Source organism: Thalassobellus citreus, assembly GCF_044385915.1.
Lineage (GTDB): Bacteria > Bacteroidota > Bacteroidia > Flavobacteriales > Flavobacteriaceae > Thalassobellus > Thalassobellus citreus.
The window spans coordinates 69,680-88,759 of sequence record NZ_JBISCC010000117.1; the positions used below are offsets into that span (position 1 = coordinate 69,680).

The window sequence follows — 19,080 nt, forward strand, 5'->3', positions numbered from 1 at the left end:
AAATAAATGAGAATTTTATAACCAGAATATTAATCTTTATAATAGTTTGTTTATAGAGTTAATACTATATCATTACGATAAAATGATTATCTATGCATTATGTAGTATAATAAAAGGTGCTATTCAAATATGATAACCAAATAGAAATTTTTAAATTTGATATTTCATAATAGAATTGATTGCCCCAATTTCCTTATAATAGTATAATCATGGTAAAGTATTTTTGTTTCCTTTTATTTTCTTTAAGCTTGTTTTCACAAGAAATAAGTATACCTACACAGTTTTCTCAAGACGGAAGTTTATATAAAAATTTAAATAAAAAAGTAAATCAGTTAACAGATCCTTTAGCTGAATTTAAAGAGAATCAAAAGTGTATAGTTGTTGACTATTTAGGTAGGGATAATTATAAAATAAAGTTTAAAGATTGGGAAGGGCTTGTTACCATTGACGATTTATTAGTTAATGAGGAAATGATAGATTTGTACTATGATTTTCAAGAAAAAGAACGAGCTAAACTTATTGCTTCTGAAACAGAGAGAAAGAAAAAAATATATGAAATAGTAAATAAAGAATCTCTAGAAGCAATAGAAAAGAAAAGACAAGATTCCATAGCACAAGTAAAAGCATTAGAACAGAAACAATTAGAAGCCCAAGAACTAGCAAGAAAACAAGCCGCAGCATTAAGAGAGCAGAAGCGACAAGATTCCATAGCTCATGTAAAAGCATTAGAACAGAAACAACTTGATGCCCAAGAGCAAGCAAGAAAACAAGCCGCAGCATTAAGAGAGCAGAAGCGACAAGATTCCATAGCTCATGTAAAAGTATTAGAACAGAAACAACTTGATGCTCAAGAACAAGCAAGAAAACAAGCAGCAGTATTAAGAGAGCAGAAGCGACAAGATTCCATAGCTCAAGTAAAAGCATTAAAGCAAAAGCAATTAGAGGCACAGGAACAAGCAAGAAAACAAGTAGCAGTATTAAGAGAGCAGAAGCGACAAGATTCCATAGCTCATGTAAAAGCATTAGAGCAGAAACAATTAGAAGCCCAAGAACAAGCAAGAAAACAAGCAGCAGCATTAAGAGAACAGAAACGACAAGATTCCATAGCACAAGTAAAAGCATTAAAGCAGAGGCAATTAGAGGCACAGGAGCAAGCAAGAAAACGAGCAGCAGCATTAAGAGAGCAGAAGCGACAAGATTCTATAGCTCATGTAAAAGTCATAAATAAAAGACAATTGGCAATAGAAGTTCGTGGAAAAAAAATGTTGAATGAGATTAGAGACAAAAGAATACAAGATTCAATAGTTAGAGCAAGTGAAGCTGAAAAAAAACAGTTAGAACTAGCGAAAGTTGATTTAATTGAAAAAGAAAAAGAAGAAAAGTTAAGATTAGAAAGAGCTGAATTTCGTTCTACATGTCATTATGTAATTGACGAATATGATGATTTCTATAAAAAAGTATATATAAGAACTGAGTTATATCAACTTAATAAAAACCTAACTGTTGAGTTGTATAAATATGGGCAAAAAGAATGTGTGTTTTTTAATTTAAATGAAGATTTAGGATGTGCTAGTTATTTGCCTAGAAATAGATCTAGTGTGAAAGTAATTCTTGAAAATAATTTATCGATTAATTTTTACCATTCTTGGGATATGGATTGTGGAAATTTTAGTTTTAAGGCTAACTTATCAGCGTCACAAATAGCTAAACTAAAAGAGTCTCCAATTAAATCAATTCGTTTAAAAGGTACAGAGGATTCTACAACCATTATTGATATAGAATATAAAGAATTCTTTATGGATAAGTTGAAGTGTATTGATTAATTCTGTTAAGTGCTTATTGAAAAATAAAAGGTTTAAAATATATTTAATCTTTTTTAAACAATTAATTAAAATAAATTATGAAATATTCTTTGTTAGTTTTATTGGTTTTTATTGTTTTAAGTTGTTCAGAAAATAAAGGATTAGAAGATAAAATTAACCAAGAAGAATATTACATCAATAATGTATTGTCAAAAATGACCTTAGATGAAAAAATTGGTCAAACCAATTTACGAGGTACATCAAGTAGAGCTAAAACCTTGTCAGCAGAACTTAAGCAAGAAGTTAGAGAGGGCAAAGTAGGAGCCTTACTAAATGTTATGAATACAGATTTTGTTGATGAATTACAAAAAATAGCTATAGAAGAAAGCCCCAATAAAATTCCTTTAATTTTTGGTAGAGATGTCATTCATGGTTTTAAAACTATATTTCCTATCCCTTTAGCTTTAGCATCTTCTTGGGATGAACAAGTTGTTGAATCCTTATCAAGAATAGCAGCAATTGAAGCAAGTTCGGTTGGTATTCGTTGGACGTTTGCACCCATGTTAGATATTGCTAGAGATAGCCGTTGGGGGAGAATAGCGGAGTCTCCAGGAGAAGATCCTTACCTAGCATCTATTTTAGGGAAAGCTTATGTTAAAGGATTTCAAGGCGATTCTCTAAGTAATCCAACAAGTATCGCAGCCTGTGCAAAACATTATTTAGGATATGGAGCAGCTATTGGAGGGAGAGATTATAATACAACAGTTATTTCAGAACCTTTATTGCGTAATGTATACTTGCCTCCGTTTAAATCGACTTTAGACGCTGGTGTAGCAACAGTAATGACTTCTTTTAACGAAATTAATGGTATACCGGCTACAGGAAATGAGTTTCTATTAAAACAGGTTTTGAGAGATGAGTTTAAGTTTGATGGCTTTGTGGTTAGTGATTGGGATTCGGTTATAGAAATGATAAATCATGGATTTGCATCAGATGAAAAACATGCAGGAGAACTGGCTGCAAATGCCGGATTAGATATGGAAATGACGAGTAAGGCTTATGAAAACCATTTAAAAGATTTGATATTAGAAGGCAAATTTACAGAAGCTCAATTAGATGAATTTGTAAAAAACATTTTAAGAGTTAAATTAAGGTTAGGATTGTTTGATGCTCCTTATAGAGATAAAAACAATACAGATGTTTTTTATAAAAAAGAACATCTAGATGAAGCTAAAAATGCAGCTATTAAAAGTACGGTTTTATTAAAGAATGAAAATATTTTACCATTATCAAAAACTACTAAAATTGCTGTAATTGGCCCATTATCCGATGCGCCTTTAGAGCAAATGGGTACTTGGACTTTCGATGGCGATAAGACGCATACAGTAACTCCAGTTAATGCATTTAATAAAAACAATATCAATTTTAATTATACTCCAGGATTAACTTTTAGTAGAGATCTATCTAAAAAAGGGTTTTTAAAAGCCATAGAAAATGCTAAAAAATCTGATGTTATTTTGTTTTTCGCAGGAGAAGAAGCTATACTATCTGGTGAAGCACATAGTAGAGCAAACATCGATTTGCCAGGAGCCCAAGAAGATTTAATAAAAGAATTAGCTAAAACAGGCAAGCCAATTGTGTTGGTAATTATGGCGGGAAGACCTATAACTATTTCAAATATTATTAACGATGTAGATGCTGTATTAATGGCGTGGCATCCAGGTACTATGGGAGGAGACGCTTTGCATGATGTTATTTTTGGTGTATCAGAACCTCAAGGCCGTTTACCTGTTTCATGGCCAAGAACAGCTGGTCAATTACCTTATTTTTATAATCATAAAAACACAGGGAGACCCGCAAATGCCGATGATTATGTAAGTATGTACGATATTCCAGTAGGTGTATGGCAAAGTTCTTTAGGAAACGATTCTCATTATTTAGATATTGGGTTTACACCTCAATTTCCTTTTGGATTCGGTTTAAGTTATACTCATTATAAATATGAAAACATTCAAGTTTCAAAAGATACAATACATTTTAATGAAGATTTAAAAGTGAATATGACTATTACCAATACGGGAAACCGTGATGGGAAAGAAGTAGTACAACTTTATATAAATGATGTTGTTGGAAGTATTACAAGACCTGTAAAAGAATTGAAAAAATTTCAGCATGTATCTTTAAAAGTTGGAGAATCCAAAGATGTTATATTTACAATATCTTCAGAAGATTTAAAATTTACTAATAGTAAAATGATACATGCAGCAGAAGAAGGTGATTTTAAGATTTGGATAGGGCCACATTCGGCTTCAGGCTTAGAAAGTACATTTTATTTAAAAAAGTAAATAATTAAAGATGTTTTTTTATCTTGTTTTTAGATTTGTAAAACATAAAAAAGCCACATAAATTTTTTATGTGGCTTTTTTGTGGAGTCGGAGAGAATCGAACTCTCGTCCAAACAAGTAACCAAAGAGCTTTCTACACGTTTATTCTTTTCTTGGGTTTTCGATTAAAAGCTGGTTAAAGACAACCCACTAATAACTTATCTTCTTTAGTTTCAAAAGGGCAACAAAGCACTACCCAATCTATGTTAACATTTACGATGCCTCAAAATAGAACGCCGTTAACCAAGGCTTTCTGGAGACATAAAGCTTGTACACCTTGTGTACCTAGGCTAATCTTACTATAATTCAGATTATGCAGCTAAAGCGTAGTTATTCTCGCCGTTTAAAATTTGGTCTAGCCTTTAACGTGTTTCAATGCCATTACACGACGTGCTTACCGTTCAATTAATCTCGCTGTCAAAACCAGTCGACCCCAATTTAATGAAATAGTAAATTTCTAATTTACGTAATTGAATTAATCCCGAACTTGTTTAGGGAACTCATCAATTAAGCTTGTTAGGGCGTTACCCTATCGGGTCAGGCTCTCGGCAGTCGCTTCCCGATAAAAAAATCGGGAGAGCTTCAACAATGCCTCCATACTTAACGCGGGCAGCAAAGTTATCAAAAAACTTTGTATACCACTTCAAAACTAGTACATTTAGTTCAAAATTTATACCAATGTAAAGTAGTGTGACAAAATGAGTGATAATTTAGAGTTAATAAGTAACCCAAAAGTTGCAACCGTTTTTAATAAGTATCCAAAGCAGGTAAAAAAGCAAATGCTTTATCTTCGTAATTTGGTTTTAGAAACAGCATCAAAAATTGAAGGACTTGACAAACTAGAAGAAACACTAAAATGGGGAGAACCTAGTTATATAGCAAAACACGGAAGTACTATAAGAATGGATTGGAAAGAAAAAAATCCAGAACAATATGCTCTATATTTTCAGTGCACATCAAGATTAGTATCAACCTATAAAACCATCTATAAAAATGACTTTAAATTTGAAGGCAATAGAGCTATCATTTTTAGGTTAGACGATAAAATTCCAGAAAAAGAATTAAAACATTGTCTGTTACTCGCATTAACATATTATAAAAGAAAACATTTGCCTTTAATGGGCGCATAAATAACGAAGTATGAAATTCGCAATTATAAAAGAACGTAAAAATCCACCAGATCGTCGTGTGGTATTCTCACCATCAAAATTAGCAGAAGCAAAAAAACAATTTCCAGATGCTACATTTAAAGTAGAATCATCAGATATTAGAGTGTTTTCAGATAAAACTTATCAAGACGCAGGATTTGAAGTTACAGAAAATGTTTCCGATTGCGATGTTATGATAGGCGTTAAGGAAGTGCTAATTGACGCTCTTATTCCGAATAAAAAATATTTTTTCTTTTCTCATACTATAAAAAAGCAACCTTATAATAGAAAGTTGTTGCAAGCTATTTTAGATAAAAATATAGAACTTTACGACCATGAAACTATCGTTAACGAAAAAGGATTCCGATTAATAGGTTTCGGACGTTATGCGGGTATCGTTGGTGCTTATAACGGGTTTCGAGCTTGGGGATTAAAATATAATACTTGGAATTTACCAAAAGCAGGTCCGTTACCAAATCAACAAGCGTTAATAAACGAGCTAAATAAGTTAGAACTTTCAAACATAAAAATATTGCTAACAGGAAGCGGAAAAGTATCAAACGGATCTCAAGAAATGTTGGATGCCATGAACATTAAAAGCGTTTCGGTTAACGAGTATTTAAATACCACATTTAACCAACCTGTATATTGTAAAATTGATGTGTTAGATTATAATAAACGCAAAGACGGAAAAGTGATTGATAATTTCGATTTTTTCAATAACCCTCAAGATTACGAATCAAATTTCATGCGCTTTGCTAAAGTAACCGATTATTATATTGCAGGCCATTTTTATGGCGATGGTGCTCCATATTTATTCACTAGACAGGATGTAAAGTCATCCGATTTCAATATTAAAGTAGTAGCCGATATTAGTTGTGATGTCGATGGACCTGTAGCTACAACACTTCGTGCATCAACCATTGCAGATCCTATTTATGGGTATAATCCACAAACCGAAACCGAAATAGATTTTAAAGACGAAAAGGCTATAACGGTTATGGCTGTCGATAATTTACCATGTGAGCTTCCGCAAGATGCCAGTGAAGGTTTTGGAGAGATGTTTTTGCAGCATGTTATTCCTGCATTTTTTAATAATGATGCCGATGGTGTTTTACAACGTGCAAAAATGACCGAAAACGGAAAATTGACCGAACGGTTTTCGTATTTACAGGGTTATGTGGATGGAAATTAATATTTTTGTAATAATTAAAAAATCAGATTTATTATTAAAACAGCCTTAGTAACAGGAGCAGCATCAGGATTAGGTTATGAGTTAGCACTTTTATTAGCAAAAGATGACTATAAATTAATATTGGTAGATGTCGATGAAGAAAATTTAGAAAGTTCTAAAACACAAATAGCAAAAGAATTTAACGTTGAGGTTATTACCTTAACTAAAGACTTGAGTTTACCCAATGTCGCTCAAGACATTATAGACGATGTAGATAATACGCCCATAGATGTATTAATAAATAACGCCGGCTTTGGCTTGTTTGGTTCGTTTGCTGATACCGATTGGAAAAGAGAATCGGCCATGTTACATGTACATATTTTAACAACTACCCATTTAACAAAACTGGTATTAGAAGGCATGATTAAAAGAGGTTCTGGACGAATTTTAAATATGTCGTCTTTAGCAGCCTTTCAACCAGGGCCTTTAATGTCTATTTATTACGCATCAAAAGGTTATATGTTGTCTTTTTCTGAAGCTATCGCAAATGAACTTAGAGGTACAGGCGTTACCGTAACCGCTTTATGCCCAGGGCCAACAAAAACATCGTTTCAAGAAACTGTTTCTGAAAACACTTGTAAGAATAAAATAACTTTCAATATGGCTTGCGCAAAAGAAGTTGCTTTTTATGGCTATAAAGCCATGAAAAATGGTAAAGCATATGCTATACCTGGTGGTTTTAATAAATTTTTAGCGACTTTACCTCGGTTTATGACTAGAAATGCGGCGACCAGTATTGTTAGAAAAATTCAAGCAAAAAATAGAGCGGATTAGTAACCATTCTAGTCTGTTTTTAAATTAGTAAGTGTTTTAAAACCCCAAAAACCAACACTCAAAAAAGTACCGAATAGCATAGTAAACAACCAAACGTCTTTGTTTTCTATAGGTTTTATAGCAATATTTATAATATCAACAAATAGATATTTGGGATTACTTAATAATTCCCATGAGTTGTAACGAAGAAAACGCCCTAAATACACACCAAATGCAGATAAAAAGAGAATGCCTGTTATGGTGTAATTGATAAAAGATGCATTTAAATTTAAATAACTTTTTAATTGGTTTTTCATATCAACTAAAGAGAGGTAGAAAAGTAGTAAGCCGTTAAAAGCAAAAGCACTGACAACCAAAATGTCTAACCACAAAAAGGAATCTCTGTTTAATCTTAAATGCATTAAATCTGTAATAATGTAAGGTGCATTTGGTAAAAAAAGCAGCCACACACCAAACGATAATACAAAACCTATTTTATTGAGCTTTGGGGAACTTGCTAAATAGCTTGTTATGGCAAAGGGAATGACTGCTAAAAACAAATTCCAGACTAAAAACAAGTAGAAAAAGGAATGTGTTAATTTCATTCGTATCATAAGTAAAACAATACTTAAAAGCATGGAAATGCTGATTAAAGCGAATATTTTAAATCGATTTAAGATGAGTTGTTTTATGTAATCCATAGTTTGTAAATTTTATATTCAATAGCTAAAATTGTTATTGAGCCTAAGGTATAAGCCACTAAATCGGAAATTTGAAATGTACTTCCAAACACTAATTTTATTAAATGATTGTTTTGGAGATTGAGCATTTCTAGAATGTTGATTAATTGTAAAAACTCAATTAAAAAAGCAAAAGCTAAAACACACATAGCAATCTTAAAATGATTGTTTGGAATAAAACTTTTAAAGAAGCAATAAATAAATATTACCACTAAAAAATCGCCGAATGTATGCCGAATGAAACCGCGTTTTAAATACATAGCTATTAATACTTCCGTAATAAAAAGTAGTATGGTAATTATTAGATATGTTTTGTTGATTTTTAGGTTCATGTATTTATTCTCTTAGTTAAATTTTTAATTCTATCTCATCCAGCCTTCAACAATATAATTTCTTTCAGTTACTTTGAATTCTTTATCATTATTTGGTTGAAACCATAATTCAATTCTACATGCATATTTATATCCCCAAGAGCCTTCGTAAATTGTAAAATGACCAGAACGTATTTTATAATCTATATTGTCAACTTTTATTTTAGAACTTTCTTTAATTCTTTTTTCAGATAACCTATCGTTTGAGGTTATTTCAAAAGCTTTTATATAGAATTCACCTTTTTTTGTAGGTTTGAAATCAGTACAATAGCCATAACTTCCTCCCCAACCAGATAGGATTAAGTCATAATTATCAAAATCACTTTCTATAGGTGTTTTATTAACGGGTTCATAAATTTCTATATTGTTAGGGATTTCTTTATGAACACCATAATAATCTGGTGGAGAGAACATAAAAATAATTGAGACATGAGAAAACAATAAAATAGTAATCCCTATTTGAAAGATTATATAGTACCATTTCTTAATTGTGATTTGGACAATACTAGAAATTATTGTTCCGAAAATATTGATAAAAAAAAGATATAAGAATAAATCAATAACCCAATCTCTTTGTAAAACACAGCCAAGAATAAAAATTCCATATATAAAAAAGTAAGTAACCAAAGGAGTCCACCAAATTGTGAAGTACTTATGGATGTTGTTGATTTTTAGGTTCATATAATATCTATTTTTTTACCTAGAAACTTTGGTTCTACATTAAAAAGAATATCTAATGAAGCTTTTGTTCTAGCTATATATTCACGGAGTTTTGTTTTAAAGCCGTATCTGCCACTTATGTCTTTTGCGTTAAAAGCAATGGCATCTATATAAAAATGGTTGGCTAGGTATATAGCACGTTCGTTATGAAATTTCTGAGAGATGATTGTTATAGAATCTAATCCAAAAATTTCTTTAGCTCGTACTACAGAATCTAAGGTTCTAAATCCAGCATAGTCTAAATAGATTTTATTTTCAGGAATGCCTTTAGTTATTAAATCGTTTTTGAAATCGGTAGGTTCATCGTAATCTTTTCTGCTATTATCTCCGCTAATGAGTATGTATTCAATTTTACAAGATTTGTATAATGATACAGCGGCTTCTAACCTGTATTTATAATACAAATTTATACGTCCGTTAGAAGTAAATTTACCAGCACCTAAAATTAAACCAACTCTGTTTATTGGGATTGTTGATACCGAATCATAAATAGAGTTTTTAGCCTTAAATGTTATATACGAATTTACAATTAGCACATAAGCGATTATGAAAACAATTGGTAGTCTCAATTTTTTTAAATATTTCATTTTGTTATTGTTTTAGGTTTTATAAGCCAATTCCAGGATTTTAAAGAGGTGAAAAAGGCCGATGCAAAAAATGCTAATGCATAAATATTAAAGTTTGATTCAATAATACCATAAAGGCATAAGCTAAATAAGCCAATGGTGTAAAAAGGAAAATATCTTTTGTAAATAGTTTTAAAAGTTGTAGACTTTTTTTTCGACCAAAAAAATGGAGCAATTGTAAGACAGATAGTTAAGGCGCAGCATATACTTATAGGTATTATAGATAGAAGAATAAATAGAGAAACATCAACACTTGTTGGCTTTGAGAGGATAATTGTCCAAAATAATAACATGGATAACCCTGATGCTTTCATAATCGTAGATGATATATTCATCGATTTTATTTTATTTTATTTTAAAATTATCAAAGTGTACTTCTTGCCAATTATTGTTTTTTAATTCAGAGATATACTTTATATGCTTTTTATCTATTTGATGTTTTTTGTCTCCTTTTAATTGAAGAGCGTCTGAATAATTTTTAAGTATAAAAGTGTTGTTGTTTGAAAGGTCTATTAAGTATTTAAAATCCATAGACTGCGCATAATAAAGGTTGTAAGTTGTAATGTAGCTATCCCAATTAATAGCACAAGACACTATTAAAATTGTAAAAACCGTTAGTGTATTTATTCTAAGTAAATACCAGAAATTTTTAATTTGATTAACTTTAATAGCAGTAGTGGTTAATCCAATTATTGTAAGCAGTAAATAAACTAAAACACCAATACGTTTGTATGTAAGACCAAAGTAATAAATGTATTGGCAGTCTTTAATTACTATGTTTATAACAAGAATGGCGTTTAGTATAATCCAGATATAAGCTACCATTTTAAGGTTTTTATTGTCTTTGTAAAAATTTAAGTTACCTCTAAAAAAGTAAAGTATAATGACGATGGCAATTATAATAGAAGCAATAAGCGCATTAATACCGTTATGAACTTGTGACGAAAAAGAAGAGGCTCTAAAATCATTTGTTGAAATTAAATAGGTGATGTCTGTAATAAGAAAGAATAGGATAAGAATATTTAAAAGAACGATTAATATGAGTGCTAATTGATTTTCTTTTTTTACAACTTCAATTAAAAAATCACTTTTTTTAGTTAAAATGTTACCTGTTTTTAAGTCAATTTCTGTTGCAGGATCTATTTGAATAGGGGTTGATATGTTGTATAATAAATAATAACCTAATGATGCTAGTAGTAACCATTGAAAATTAATGAAACTAAAATCAATTTTAGAAATGATGTCATTGAACATGGGGTTCCCATTTTTGTAAAGTGAAATAAAAATGATGATTACAGTTACAGGAATTCCAATAATTTTTATCCAATGCACATAATCTACCCTTTTTTTTGGTTCAGCTTTTTCTTCTTCTATAACAGTATTAAAATTACGATGGAAATAACCTGCAATAAAAGTATACAAGCCATTTATCCAATTTATGTATATGGAAGAATGATGTTCTGACACATGACCTATTAAAGTGAAAAAGGCAACACAATTAGCAATAATAGAAAGGTTCGATTTGTATAGAAAAATTGCAAAAGCAGTAATTAGGTATAGAATACAAAAAGCAATAGTCCTTTTTTGTTTAAATGCTTTTGTATTATAAATAGCTAAGACAATAATTGTGATTAAACTAAATAAGGACATGTTTAAGCCAATGTCTTGTTTGTAAAAGAGAGTGCTAAATAAAAGCGCTCCGATAATTAGTGATATTTTCTTCATGGTTAAATATTTAAAAGTACTTTGAATTTCAAAGTAAGTGAGTAAAAAAATAGTTATTGTTTGTTTATTAATTTTTCGAGTGCGTTAATATGCTTTTTAAATTCTGCTTTACCAAGTGTTGTGGTAGAGTAGCGGGTATTTGGCTTTCTGCCAATAAATTGTTTCTCAACTTTTATGTATTCCGATTTTTCAAGAGCTTTAGTATGGCTTGCTAAATTACCATCGGTAACACCTAATAATTCTTTCAGCATATTAAAATCGGCATACTCATTTACCATCAAAATAGACATAATGCCTAATCTAATACGGTGATCGAATACTTTATTTATGTTGGTTATGATGCTCATTTTGTCATTCCTGCGAAGGCTGGAATCTTTTTTTTAATAAACTTTTTCTAATTATAAAAACTAAATATATCAATATTGTTAATTGAATTCCCCAATATATAAGACTTGTTGCATTAATAATATATCCAAATACTAAAGCAGGTAATAGTGCTAATAAATATAGTTTTTCATTATTAGTTAATTTTTCTAAAAGTTTAAATGAAAAGTATGATAGTGATGTTGGAATACTAAATATAGCAATATAAAATCCTAAACTCATTAAATACCAATACAGATTATCCATAAGTTATCTATCATATTTTAAATGCATCCAAGTACCATAAATTATATGCATGATTCCAAAACCTAAAACCCAAAGCCAAAATCCGTAACCAGGTAATAACGTAGCTACAAGACCTAATATAATTTCAATATAACCTAAATAACGAATATCGCCGATGCTGTATTTTGATGCATTTACTAAAGCTAGCCCATAAAAGATAAGCATTAAACCTCCTGTTTGTCCATACTTTCCGTTGCTTAAAATAATTAAGATATACAAACCTCCTGCAACTAAAGGAATTAAAAAGTTTAGCACTAATCTTTTTGAAGTGGCATCCCACATTTTAGCATTGTTTTTTTTAGCTTTTCTTGTGGTTAATATAATGCCTGTTACGATACTAAAAAAAGCAACAAGACCTAAGTCTAGCATAACTAGTCGAAATATTTTACCATCAAGTTTTAAAGTGCCGTAACTGTAATTCATTACTAACCAATAAGCAAAACCTGCTCCAATAAGCGCATAAACACCAGCAAGTATTCCAGATAAGCCACTAAGTGAAATAAAACGAGATGATTTATTCATTAAATCTTTAATCTCGTTGAGGTCTTTTAAATAATCTTTTGATTCCATGTAAAAGTACTTTGAATTACAAAGTAAATAATTATTTTCCAATTACGCATCATAAATTTTTGTTAAGTTTGAAATAAAAATAGATTAGTGAAACCTGTAGAAGATTATTTTTTAAATCAAAAAGAGCCATTTCAATCTATCATGCTTTATGTTAGAAGTGTTATTTTAAGTACGCTTCCAGAAGTTGAGGAACGGTACAGTTATAAAATTCCGTTTTATAATATTGGTAAAAAGCCTATGATTTATTTAAACATTTTAAAAGGTAAGCATTATGTTGATGTTGCTTTTGTACAAGGTATTTTACTTGAAAATGATTTTCCTATTTTAAAAAATGATAATAAACGCAAACAAGTGCGATCGATTCAATTAAGAATGTTAGAAGATTTAGATCAAGAAAACTTTGTTGCATTATTACACGCAGCTTCAGCTTTGCTTAATAAAAGTAAGAGAGCTTGGTTTATTGATGATGTTAAATAATAACGAGGTTTTTACAGCTCTTAAGCTAACAAATAAGCTATATTTTGGTTTAAAATTAATGTTGGCAGATTTGTGTGGGAGCGATTGATACGGCATCCTTTTTTTGCTGCCATATATGGCAAAAAAAGATATAGTGGAAAGCGCGGTTTTTAAATTGTTCTAAACTATCTAACAGCCATTGACTGTTTTCTTTTTAATTTCAAATTTAAAAACCCACCATGAAAAAACTTTTTTTAAATTCTGAATATGCCTCCAAAAGCTATGACACGTTGTAAATACATGAAATGTTGCGAAGCACTTTCGGCTGTATTACTTGTGGTTCTAATATCTGGCATATTAATGTAACCGCCTTTCATGTCTAGTTGCATGAAAAAGTGTTTAAAGAAAGTGAAGTTTAAACCTGCGTGTAGAGATACGCCGTAACCTGCTAAATGAAATTCGTCATAGCGATCTTTTTGTAAAAGTGTTGTATTGGTTTTTGGGTATAAAATACCGCCAGCAACACCTTCGGTAATATTTATTTGAAATTTATCGGTGTTAGGTAAATTAAACAATTTAGAAATATCATCGTATCTTGAAAATTCTGCATACACATAATTTAAACCGTTGGTGTGTTCAAATTTTAAAAAATCCTCAGAAACTAAGAATTCTTGATTGTTGTAGGTGCCATTATAAATAGCGCCAGCTTCGGTAGCCGGTAAATTAATGTAGCCATCAACAGTTTGGGTTCTATTTCTATTCATAACATATTTCATGTGGTCTACACCAAGTGAAACAGTATATTTATCTGAAATAAAATAACCAATTTTTACATTGGTTTGCGGAATTGTTATTCTTGTTGGGTTAATATAATCTATATGCCAACCTTTAGGTTTGTCGTGCGCCGAAGCATCTTTAATAGTGAAATTATAATCTTCTCCTTTAAAATGTATATCTGATCTTGAAAAAGATTCTCTATTACCACCCCAGCTTACAAAGAATTTTCCTTTGTTTGAAGCGGTATATTTTATGTCTTCAGTTTCTTGAGCAAAAGTGTTTATGCTTGAGATTAATAGTAGTAATAATGTAATAGGTTTTAATAGGGGTGATTTCATTGTTTTAATTTTGATTGTGAAATGCTATTTGACGATGTAAATAATCATTCCTTAAAGAAAAGGGGTAAATAATCTAGTTTTTAATTTTTTTAAAGTGAGTTTATAGTTTTTTTGATGGTTACTAAATTAGAAAGTAATTGTTCTAAATTGTCTAGGTGTAGCATATTGGCACCATCACTTTTTGCGTTTGCAGGATCGAAATGAGTTTCTATAAATAAACCATCTACATTATTTACAATACCAGCTCTAGCAATAGTTTCAATCATATCTGGTCTACCACCTGTAACACCAGCTGTTTGATTGGGTTGTTGCAGTGAATGTGTAACATCTAAAACGGTTGGTGCATATTGACGCATGGTTGGAATGCCACGAAAATCTACAATCATATCTTGGTATCCAAACATAGAACCTCTATCGGTTATCCAAGCTTTATCGCTACCAGCATCTTTTACTTTTTGTACGGCATGCTTCATAGCTTCCGGACTCATAAATTGCCCTTTTTTTAAATTAACCACTTTACCTGTTTTGGCTGCGGCAACTACCAAATCGGTTTGACGCACTAAAAAAGCTGGGATTTGTAACACATCTACATATTGAGCAGCTTTTGCAGCATCAGTAACATCGTGAATATCGGTTACTGTAGGAATATCAAAAGTTTCAGAAACTTTAGCTAAAATTTCTAATGCTTTTTCGTCTCCAATGCCTGTAAAACTATCAATTCTACTACGGTTTGCTTTTTTAAAACTGCCTTTAAAAATATAAGGAATTTCTAATTTATTAGTAATAGTAACTACTTTTTCGGCAATTCGTAATGCCATGTCTTCGCCTTCAATAGCGCATGGGCCACATAATAAAAAGAAGTTGTTTGAATTGATGTGTTTTATTTTAGGGATGTCTTGAAGATTCATAAGGTTTTGTTTCTACAAATTTAGGCAGCAAAGGTACAACTTATGCCGAATTATTTTTAGTTTCAAAAGTTAATTGAATTTGTTAAAAATATTGACACTATAGTAATTATTAGTAGAGTGGTTTGTTTAACCTCTTTGAAGAGCGTGTTTGTATAAATGGTTGCATTTATGAATATTTAGTTAATAAGAGATGAGTAGGTAAAGGGTTACTCTTTGTTTTTGAGTAATTTAGGTTTAATATTTGTATGAATTGTAATAGCTATAAATGGTAATGTTTAAATAAAATTAAATATATTATTAATCCAATAATTTATAGTTACCTTTGCACGCTTAAAATAAGGCACTATAATTATGGCTACTATTAAAAATATTGCAATTATTGCACACGTAGATCACGGTAAGACTACTTTGGTTGATAAGATTATGTATCACTGTCAATTATTTAGGGAGAACCAAAATACAGGTGATTTAATTCTAGATAACAACGATTTAGAGCGTGAAAGAGGAATAACTATTACATCTAAAAATGTATCTGTTGTTTATAAAGACACGAAAATAAATATTATTGACACACCAGGTCACGCCGATTTTGGAGGTGAGGTTGAGCGTGTTTTAAATATGGCTGATGGTGTTTTATTATTAGTAGATGCTTTTGAAGGACCAATGCCACAAACGCGTTTTGTATTACAAAAAGCGATTGATTTAGGTTTAAAACCATGTGTGGTTGTTAATAAGGTGGATAAGGAAAACTGTACACCTGATGAAGTACATGAAAAAGTATTCGATTTAATGTTCGAACTAGGTGCTGAAGAATGGCAATTAGATTTTCCAACGGTTTATGGTTCTGCAAAGAACAACTGGATGAGTGATGATTGGAAAAATGAAACGGAAAACATTGAGCCATTATTAGATATGGTTATCGAACATGTGCCAGAACCTAAATTACCAGAAGGGAATACACAAATGCTAATTACATCTTTAGACTTTTCTAGTTTTACAGGTCGTATAGCAATTGGACGTTTAACAAGAGGAGAGTTAAAAGCTGGACAAAATATTTCATTAGTTAAGCGTGATGGTTCTATTGTTAAGAATAAAATTAAAGAACTTCATATTTTTGAAGGACTTGGACGTATAAAAGTAGATGAAGTTCAAACAGGAGATATTTGTGCTATTGTTGGTCTTGAGGGATTTGAAATTGGAGATACAGTAGCCGATTTTGAGAATCCAGAAGGTTTAAAAACTATTGCCATTGATGAGCCAACAATGAGTATGTTATTTACTATTAACGATTCGCCTTTCTTTGGTAAAGACGGAAAGTTTGTAACATCTCGTCATATTAAAGATCGTTTAACGAAAGAGCTAGAAAAGAATTTAGCGCTAAGAGTTGAAGAAACCGATAGTGCTGATAAGTTTATGGTTTTTGGTCGTGGTGTATTACACTTATCTGTTTTAATTGAAACGATGCGTCGTGAAGGTTACGAGCTTCAAATTGGGCAACCTCAAGTTATTATTAAAGAAGTAGATGGTGTTAAATGTGAACCTGTTGAAGAAATGACTATCGATTTGCCAGAAACTGTTTCTGGTAAAGCTATAGAAATGGTGACTTTACGAAAAGGTGAAATGCTAAGTATGGAAGCTAAAGGCGATCGTATGGTTTGTGAATTTATTGTACCATCTCGTGGTATTATAGGTTTGCGTAACCAATTGTTAACAGCTACTGCTGGTGAGGCTATTATGGCTCACCGTTTTAAAGAATACCAACCATTAAAAGGAGGTATTCCAGAAAGACAAAATGGTTCTTTAGTGTCGATGGAAAAAGGACAAGCTATTCCTTATTCTATTGATAAATTACAAGATAGAGGTAAGTTTTTTGTAGATCCAGGAGAAGATATTTATGAAGGCCAAGTTATTGGCGAGAATTCTCGTGGTGATGATATGACGGTTAATGTAACCAAAACAAAAAAATTAAGTAACGTACGTTCTTCTGGTGCAGATGATAAAGCTAAAATTGTTCCAGCAATTAAGTTTTCTTTAGAAGAAGCTTTAGAATACATACAAAAAGATGAATATGTTGAGGTAACACCAAACTTTTTACGTTTACGTAAAATTTGGTTAACAGAAGTAGATAGAAAACGTAACAAAACAATATAAAATGGAATTCTTAGGAATTTCCTGGGTAGAATGGGTTGGATATATTGCTACGGCAATTGTTTTAATATCATTCTTAATGAAATCAGTTAATAAATTGCGAATAGTAAACTCCTTTGGATGTTTACTATTTGTGTTTTATGGACTTTTATTAACGCCTATTTCAAAGCCTATCATCATTACAAATTTTGCTATATTTAGTATTAACTTATATTATTTGTTGAAAAAATAGTATGGTTTCAGGGGTTAAATTCCTACTTAAAACAGAATTTGTAAATATCCGTAAAATGATTTTGTATATTTGAACCTCTTTAAAAGAATAAAATATTTTATACTTCGTTAATATTAAATATTTACTCTTTCAAGTCTCTTATAACAACAAGTAAAATAAATATTAATTGAAAAAATTAATAGATTATATAAATAAAAACGTTTTAATTAAAGTTACATCGTTGCAAACAGCTTCTGTGTTAACTAGATTAATTGCAGGATTGTTAACTTCAAAAGCCATCGCTGTTTTTATTGGTCCTGTTGGACTTGCTTTAATAGGGAATTTACAAAATTTTGTAAGCTCTTTTCAAACAATTTCTACACTTGGTTTTTATAATGGCCTTGTAAAATATGTTTCAGATTTTAAGGATAATACTTTAGGTCTTAGTAAAGTAATATCTACAGTGTTTTATGTTGGTTTTATATCAACTATTATAGTGTCTTTTTTCTGCTATTTTAATGCCGATTTAATTAATGATTTAATATTTCCTTCCTATAATAATTATGCATATGTTATTAAAGTATTTGCGATTGTTTTGCCTTTCTATGCTTTAAATATGTTTTCATTTTCAATAATGAATGGCTTTTCAAAGTATAAGATACTTATCATTATAAATATAATAGGGCAAATATTAAGTGTATCGGTTGCTCTACTCTTAATTTATCAAAAAGCAATTGAAGGCGCATTGATATCTGTTGTAATTGCAGAATCATTAATATTTTTAATAACCTTAGTAGGGATTATTAATAGACGTTCTTTGGTGCCTTTGATAAAAGTTAATATTAGTATAAGCTTTTTGAAAAGAATGAGCTCGTATTCGCTTATGGCTCTTTTTACTGCTGTTTTACTGCCTATTATAGCCATTGCTATAAGAATGCATATTATTGAAAGTGTTAGCTATAAAGATGCTGGATTTTGGGAAGCTATAACAAGAGTGTCAAAATATTATTTAATGTTAGTTAGCTCTTTAATGGCATTATATATTTTACCAAGGTTTTCAGAAATAGATACAGTTAAAGAGTTTCGGAAAGAGGTGTTTAGTTTTTATAAAACGATAATTCCAGTATTAATTATTGGGTTATTGCTAATATATTTGTTAAGATCATTAATTGTCAGTTTGATTTTTACGGATGAGTTTAAACCTGTTGAAGATTTATTTTTATGGCAGTTGTTAGGAGATTTTGTTAAAGTTTTATCTACCGTTATAGCCTATCAGTTTTTAGCAAAAAAAATGTTTTGGCATTATATTTTAACAGAGGCTTTTCTAATCATAATTTTATATACTACAAGTATTTACTTTATCGATTTATTTGATAGTGCAAAAGGCGCTGTAATCGGTCATTTTGTTAGTTATGTAATGTATTATGCTATTATCTTACTTATATTTGGAAGTTCCCTTTTTGGAGTTGATAGTGAGAATAGTGTAAAATAGAAAATAGT

General features: G+C 30.6%; 18 protein-coding genes and 1 other RNA gene. 9 read left to right on the forward strand and 10 right to left on the reverse strand.

Going from position 1 to position 19,080, the window contains the following annotated elements; translation table 11 throughout:
- Window positions 1-209: 209 nt before the first annotated feature.
- Window positions 210-1,823, forward strand: coding sequence for a coiled-coil domain-containing protein (locus ACH5TX_RS04250; protein WP_439338296.1), 1,614 nt, complete (start codon window positions 210-212; stop codon window positions 1,821-1,823).
- 77 nt (window positions 1,824-1,900) lie between these two features.
- On the forward strand, window positions 1,901-4,147 hold the full coding sequence (locus ACH5TX_RS04255; RefSeq protein WP_439338297.1) for a glycoside hydrolase family 3 N-terminal domain-containing protein: 2,247 nt from the start codon (window positions 1,901-1,903) through the stop codon (window positions 4,145-4,147).
- A 79-nt stretch (window positions 4,148-4,226) separates the two neighbouring features.
- On the opposite strand, the gene ssrA is transcribed toward ACH5TX_RS04255, so the two are convergent.
- Window positions 4,227-4,621: a transfer-messenger RNA gene (gene ssrA / locus ACH5TX_RS04260) on the reverse strand.
- A gap of 263 nt (window positions 4,622-4,884) precedes the next feature.
- On the opposite strand from ssrA, the gene ACH5TX_RS04265 reads away from it, so the two are divergent.
- From ACH5TX_RS04265 to ACH5TX_RS04275, 3 genes are read left to right on the forward strand one after another with little or no spacing between them, the layout of a single operon-like run.
- Entirely contained in the window at window positions 4,885-5,316 is a 432-nt protein-coding gene (locus ACH5TX_RS04265; RefSeq protein WP_439338298.1) for a DUF1801 domain-containing protein, read from the forward strand.
- 10 nt (window positions 5,317-5,326) lie between these two features.
- The gene (locus ACH5TX_RS04270; RefSeq protein WP_439338299.1) at window positions 5,327-6,529 is read left to right on the forward strand and encodes an NAD(P)-dependent oxidoreductase; all 1,203 of its coding nucleotides are present in this window, start codon (window positions 5,327-5,329) and stop codon (window positions 6,527-6,529) included.
- Between the two features lie 33 nt (window positions 6,530-6,562).
- Window positions 6,563-7,342 carry an SDR family NAD(P)-dependent oxidoreductase gene (locus tag ACH5TX_RS04275; protein ID WP_439338445.1) on the forward strand — a complete coding sequence of 260 codons (780 nt, stop codon included), beginning with the start codon at window positions 6,563-6,565 and terminating at the stop codon, window positions 7,340-7,342.
- 8 nt (window positions 7,343-7,350) lie between these two features.
- Here the strand turns inward: ACH5TX_RS04275 and ACH5TX_RS04280 are convergent, their stop codons facing one another.
- From ACH5TX_RS04280 to ACH5TX_RS04310, 7 genes are all read right to left on the reverse strand, one after another.
- Entirely contained in the window at window positions 7,351-8,022 is a 672-nt protein-coding gene (locus ACH5TX_RS04280; protein WP_439338300.1) for a DUF1361 domain-containing protein, read from the reverse strand.
- Window positions 8,010-8,393, reverse strand: coding sequence for a ribosomal maturation YjgA family protein (locus tag ACH5TX_RS04285; RefSeq protein WP_439338301.1), 384 nt, complete (start codon window positions 8,391-8,393; stop codon window positions 8,010-8,012). Before ACH5TX_RS04285 ends, ACH5TX_RS04280 begins: the two co-directional genes overlap by 13 nt.
- 30 nt (window positions 8,394-8,423) lie before the next feature.
- On the reverse strand, window positions 8,424-9,113 hold the full coding sequence (locus ACH5TX_RS04290) for a hypothetical protein (RefSeq protein WP_439338302.1): 690 nt from the start codon (window positions 9,111-9,113) through the stop codon (window positions 8,424-8,426).
- Window positions 9,110-9,739: a SanA/YdcF family protein gene (locus ACH5TX_RS04295; RefSeq protein WP_439338303.1), complete on the reverse strand. Its 630-nt coding sequence runs from the start codon at window positions 9,737-9,739 to the stop codon at window positions 9,110-9,112. The genes ACH5TX_RS04290 and ACH5TX_RS04295 overlap by 4 nt, the downstream gene beginning before the upstream one ends.
- 384 nt (window positions 9,740-10,123) lie before the next feature.
- Window positions 10,124-11,503, reverse strand: coding sequence for a DUF4153 domain-containing protein (locus tag ACH5TX_RS04300; RefSeq protein ID WP_439338304.1), 1,380 nt, complete (start codon window positions 11,501-11,503; stop codon window positions 10,124-10,126).
- Between the two features lie 53 nt (window positions 11,504-11,556).
- Window positions 11,557-11,850 carry a winged helix-turn-helix domain-containing protein gene (locus ACH5TX_RS04305; protein ID WP_439338305.1) on the reverse strand — a complete coding sequence of 98 codons (294 nt, stop codon included), beginning with the start codon at window positions 11,848-11,850 and terminating at the stop codon, window positions 11,557-11,559.
- Window positions 11,851-12,136: 286 nt separating this feature from the next.
- Window positions 12,137-12,742 carry a hypothetical protein gene (locus tag ACH5TX_RS04310; protein WP_439338306.1) on the reverse strand — a complete coding sequence of 202 codons (606 nt, stop codon included), beginning with the start codon at window positions 12,740-12,742 and terminating at the stop codon, window positions 12,137-12,139.
- A gap of 87 nt (window positions 12,743-12,829) precedes the next feature.
- On the opposite strand from ACH5TX_RS04310, the gene ACH5TX_RS04315 reads away from it, so the two are divergent.
- Window positions 12,830-13,219, forward strand: coding sequence for a DUF1801 domain-containing protein (locus ACH5TX_RS04315; RefSeq protein WP_439338307.1), 390 nt, complete (start codon window positions 12,830-12,832; stop codon window positions 13,217-13,219).
- Window positions 13,220-13,452: 233 nt separating this feature from the next.
- On the opposite strand, the gene ACH5TX_RS04320 is transcribed toward ACH5TX_RS04315, so the two are convergent.
- On the reverse strand, window positions 13,453-14,313 hold the full coding sequence (locus tag ACH5TX_RS04320) for a hypothetical protein (protein ID WP_439338308.1): 861 nt from the start codon (window positions 14,311-14,313) through the stop codon (window positions 13,453-13,455).
- Between the two features lie 89 nt (window positions 14,314-14,402).
- A complete protein-coding gene (gene kdsA / locus ACH5TX_RS04325; RefSeq protein WP_439338309.1) occupies window positions 14,403-15,221 on the reverse strand; it encodes a 3-deoxy-8-phosphooctulonate synthase in 819 nt (272 codons plus the stop codon).
- Between the two features lie 351 nt (window positions 15,222-15,572).
- Here kdsA and typA point away from each other — a divergent pair, with 351 nt between their 5' ends.
- The 3 genes from typA to ACH5TX_RS04340 all read left to right on the forward strand — a co-directional run bounded on the left by typA (window position 15,573) and on the right by ACH5TX_RS04340 (window position 19,072).
- A complete protein-coding gene (typA, locus tag ACH5TX_RS04330) occupies window positions 15,573-17,372 on the forward strand; it encodes a translational GTPase TypA (protein WP_439338310.1) in 1,800 nt (599 codons plus the stop codon).
- 1 nt (window position 17,373) lies between these two features.
- The gene (locus tag ACH5TX_RS04335; protein ID WP_439338311.1) at window positions 17,374-17,601 is read left to right on the forward strand and encodes a uroporphyrinogen decarboxylase; all 228 of its coding nucleotides are present in this window, start codon (window positions 17,374-17,376) and stop codon (window positions 17,599-17,601) included.
- Between the two features lie 166 nt (window positions 17,602-17,767).
- Window positions 17,768-19,072: an O-antigen translocase gene (locus ACH5TX_RS04340; protein WP_439338312.1), complete on the forward strand. Its 1,305-nt coding sequence runs from the start codon at window positions 17,768-17,770 to the stop codon at window positions 19,070-19,072.
- Window positions 19,073-19,080 lie beyond the last annotated feature (8 nt).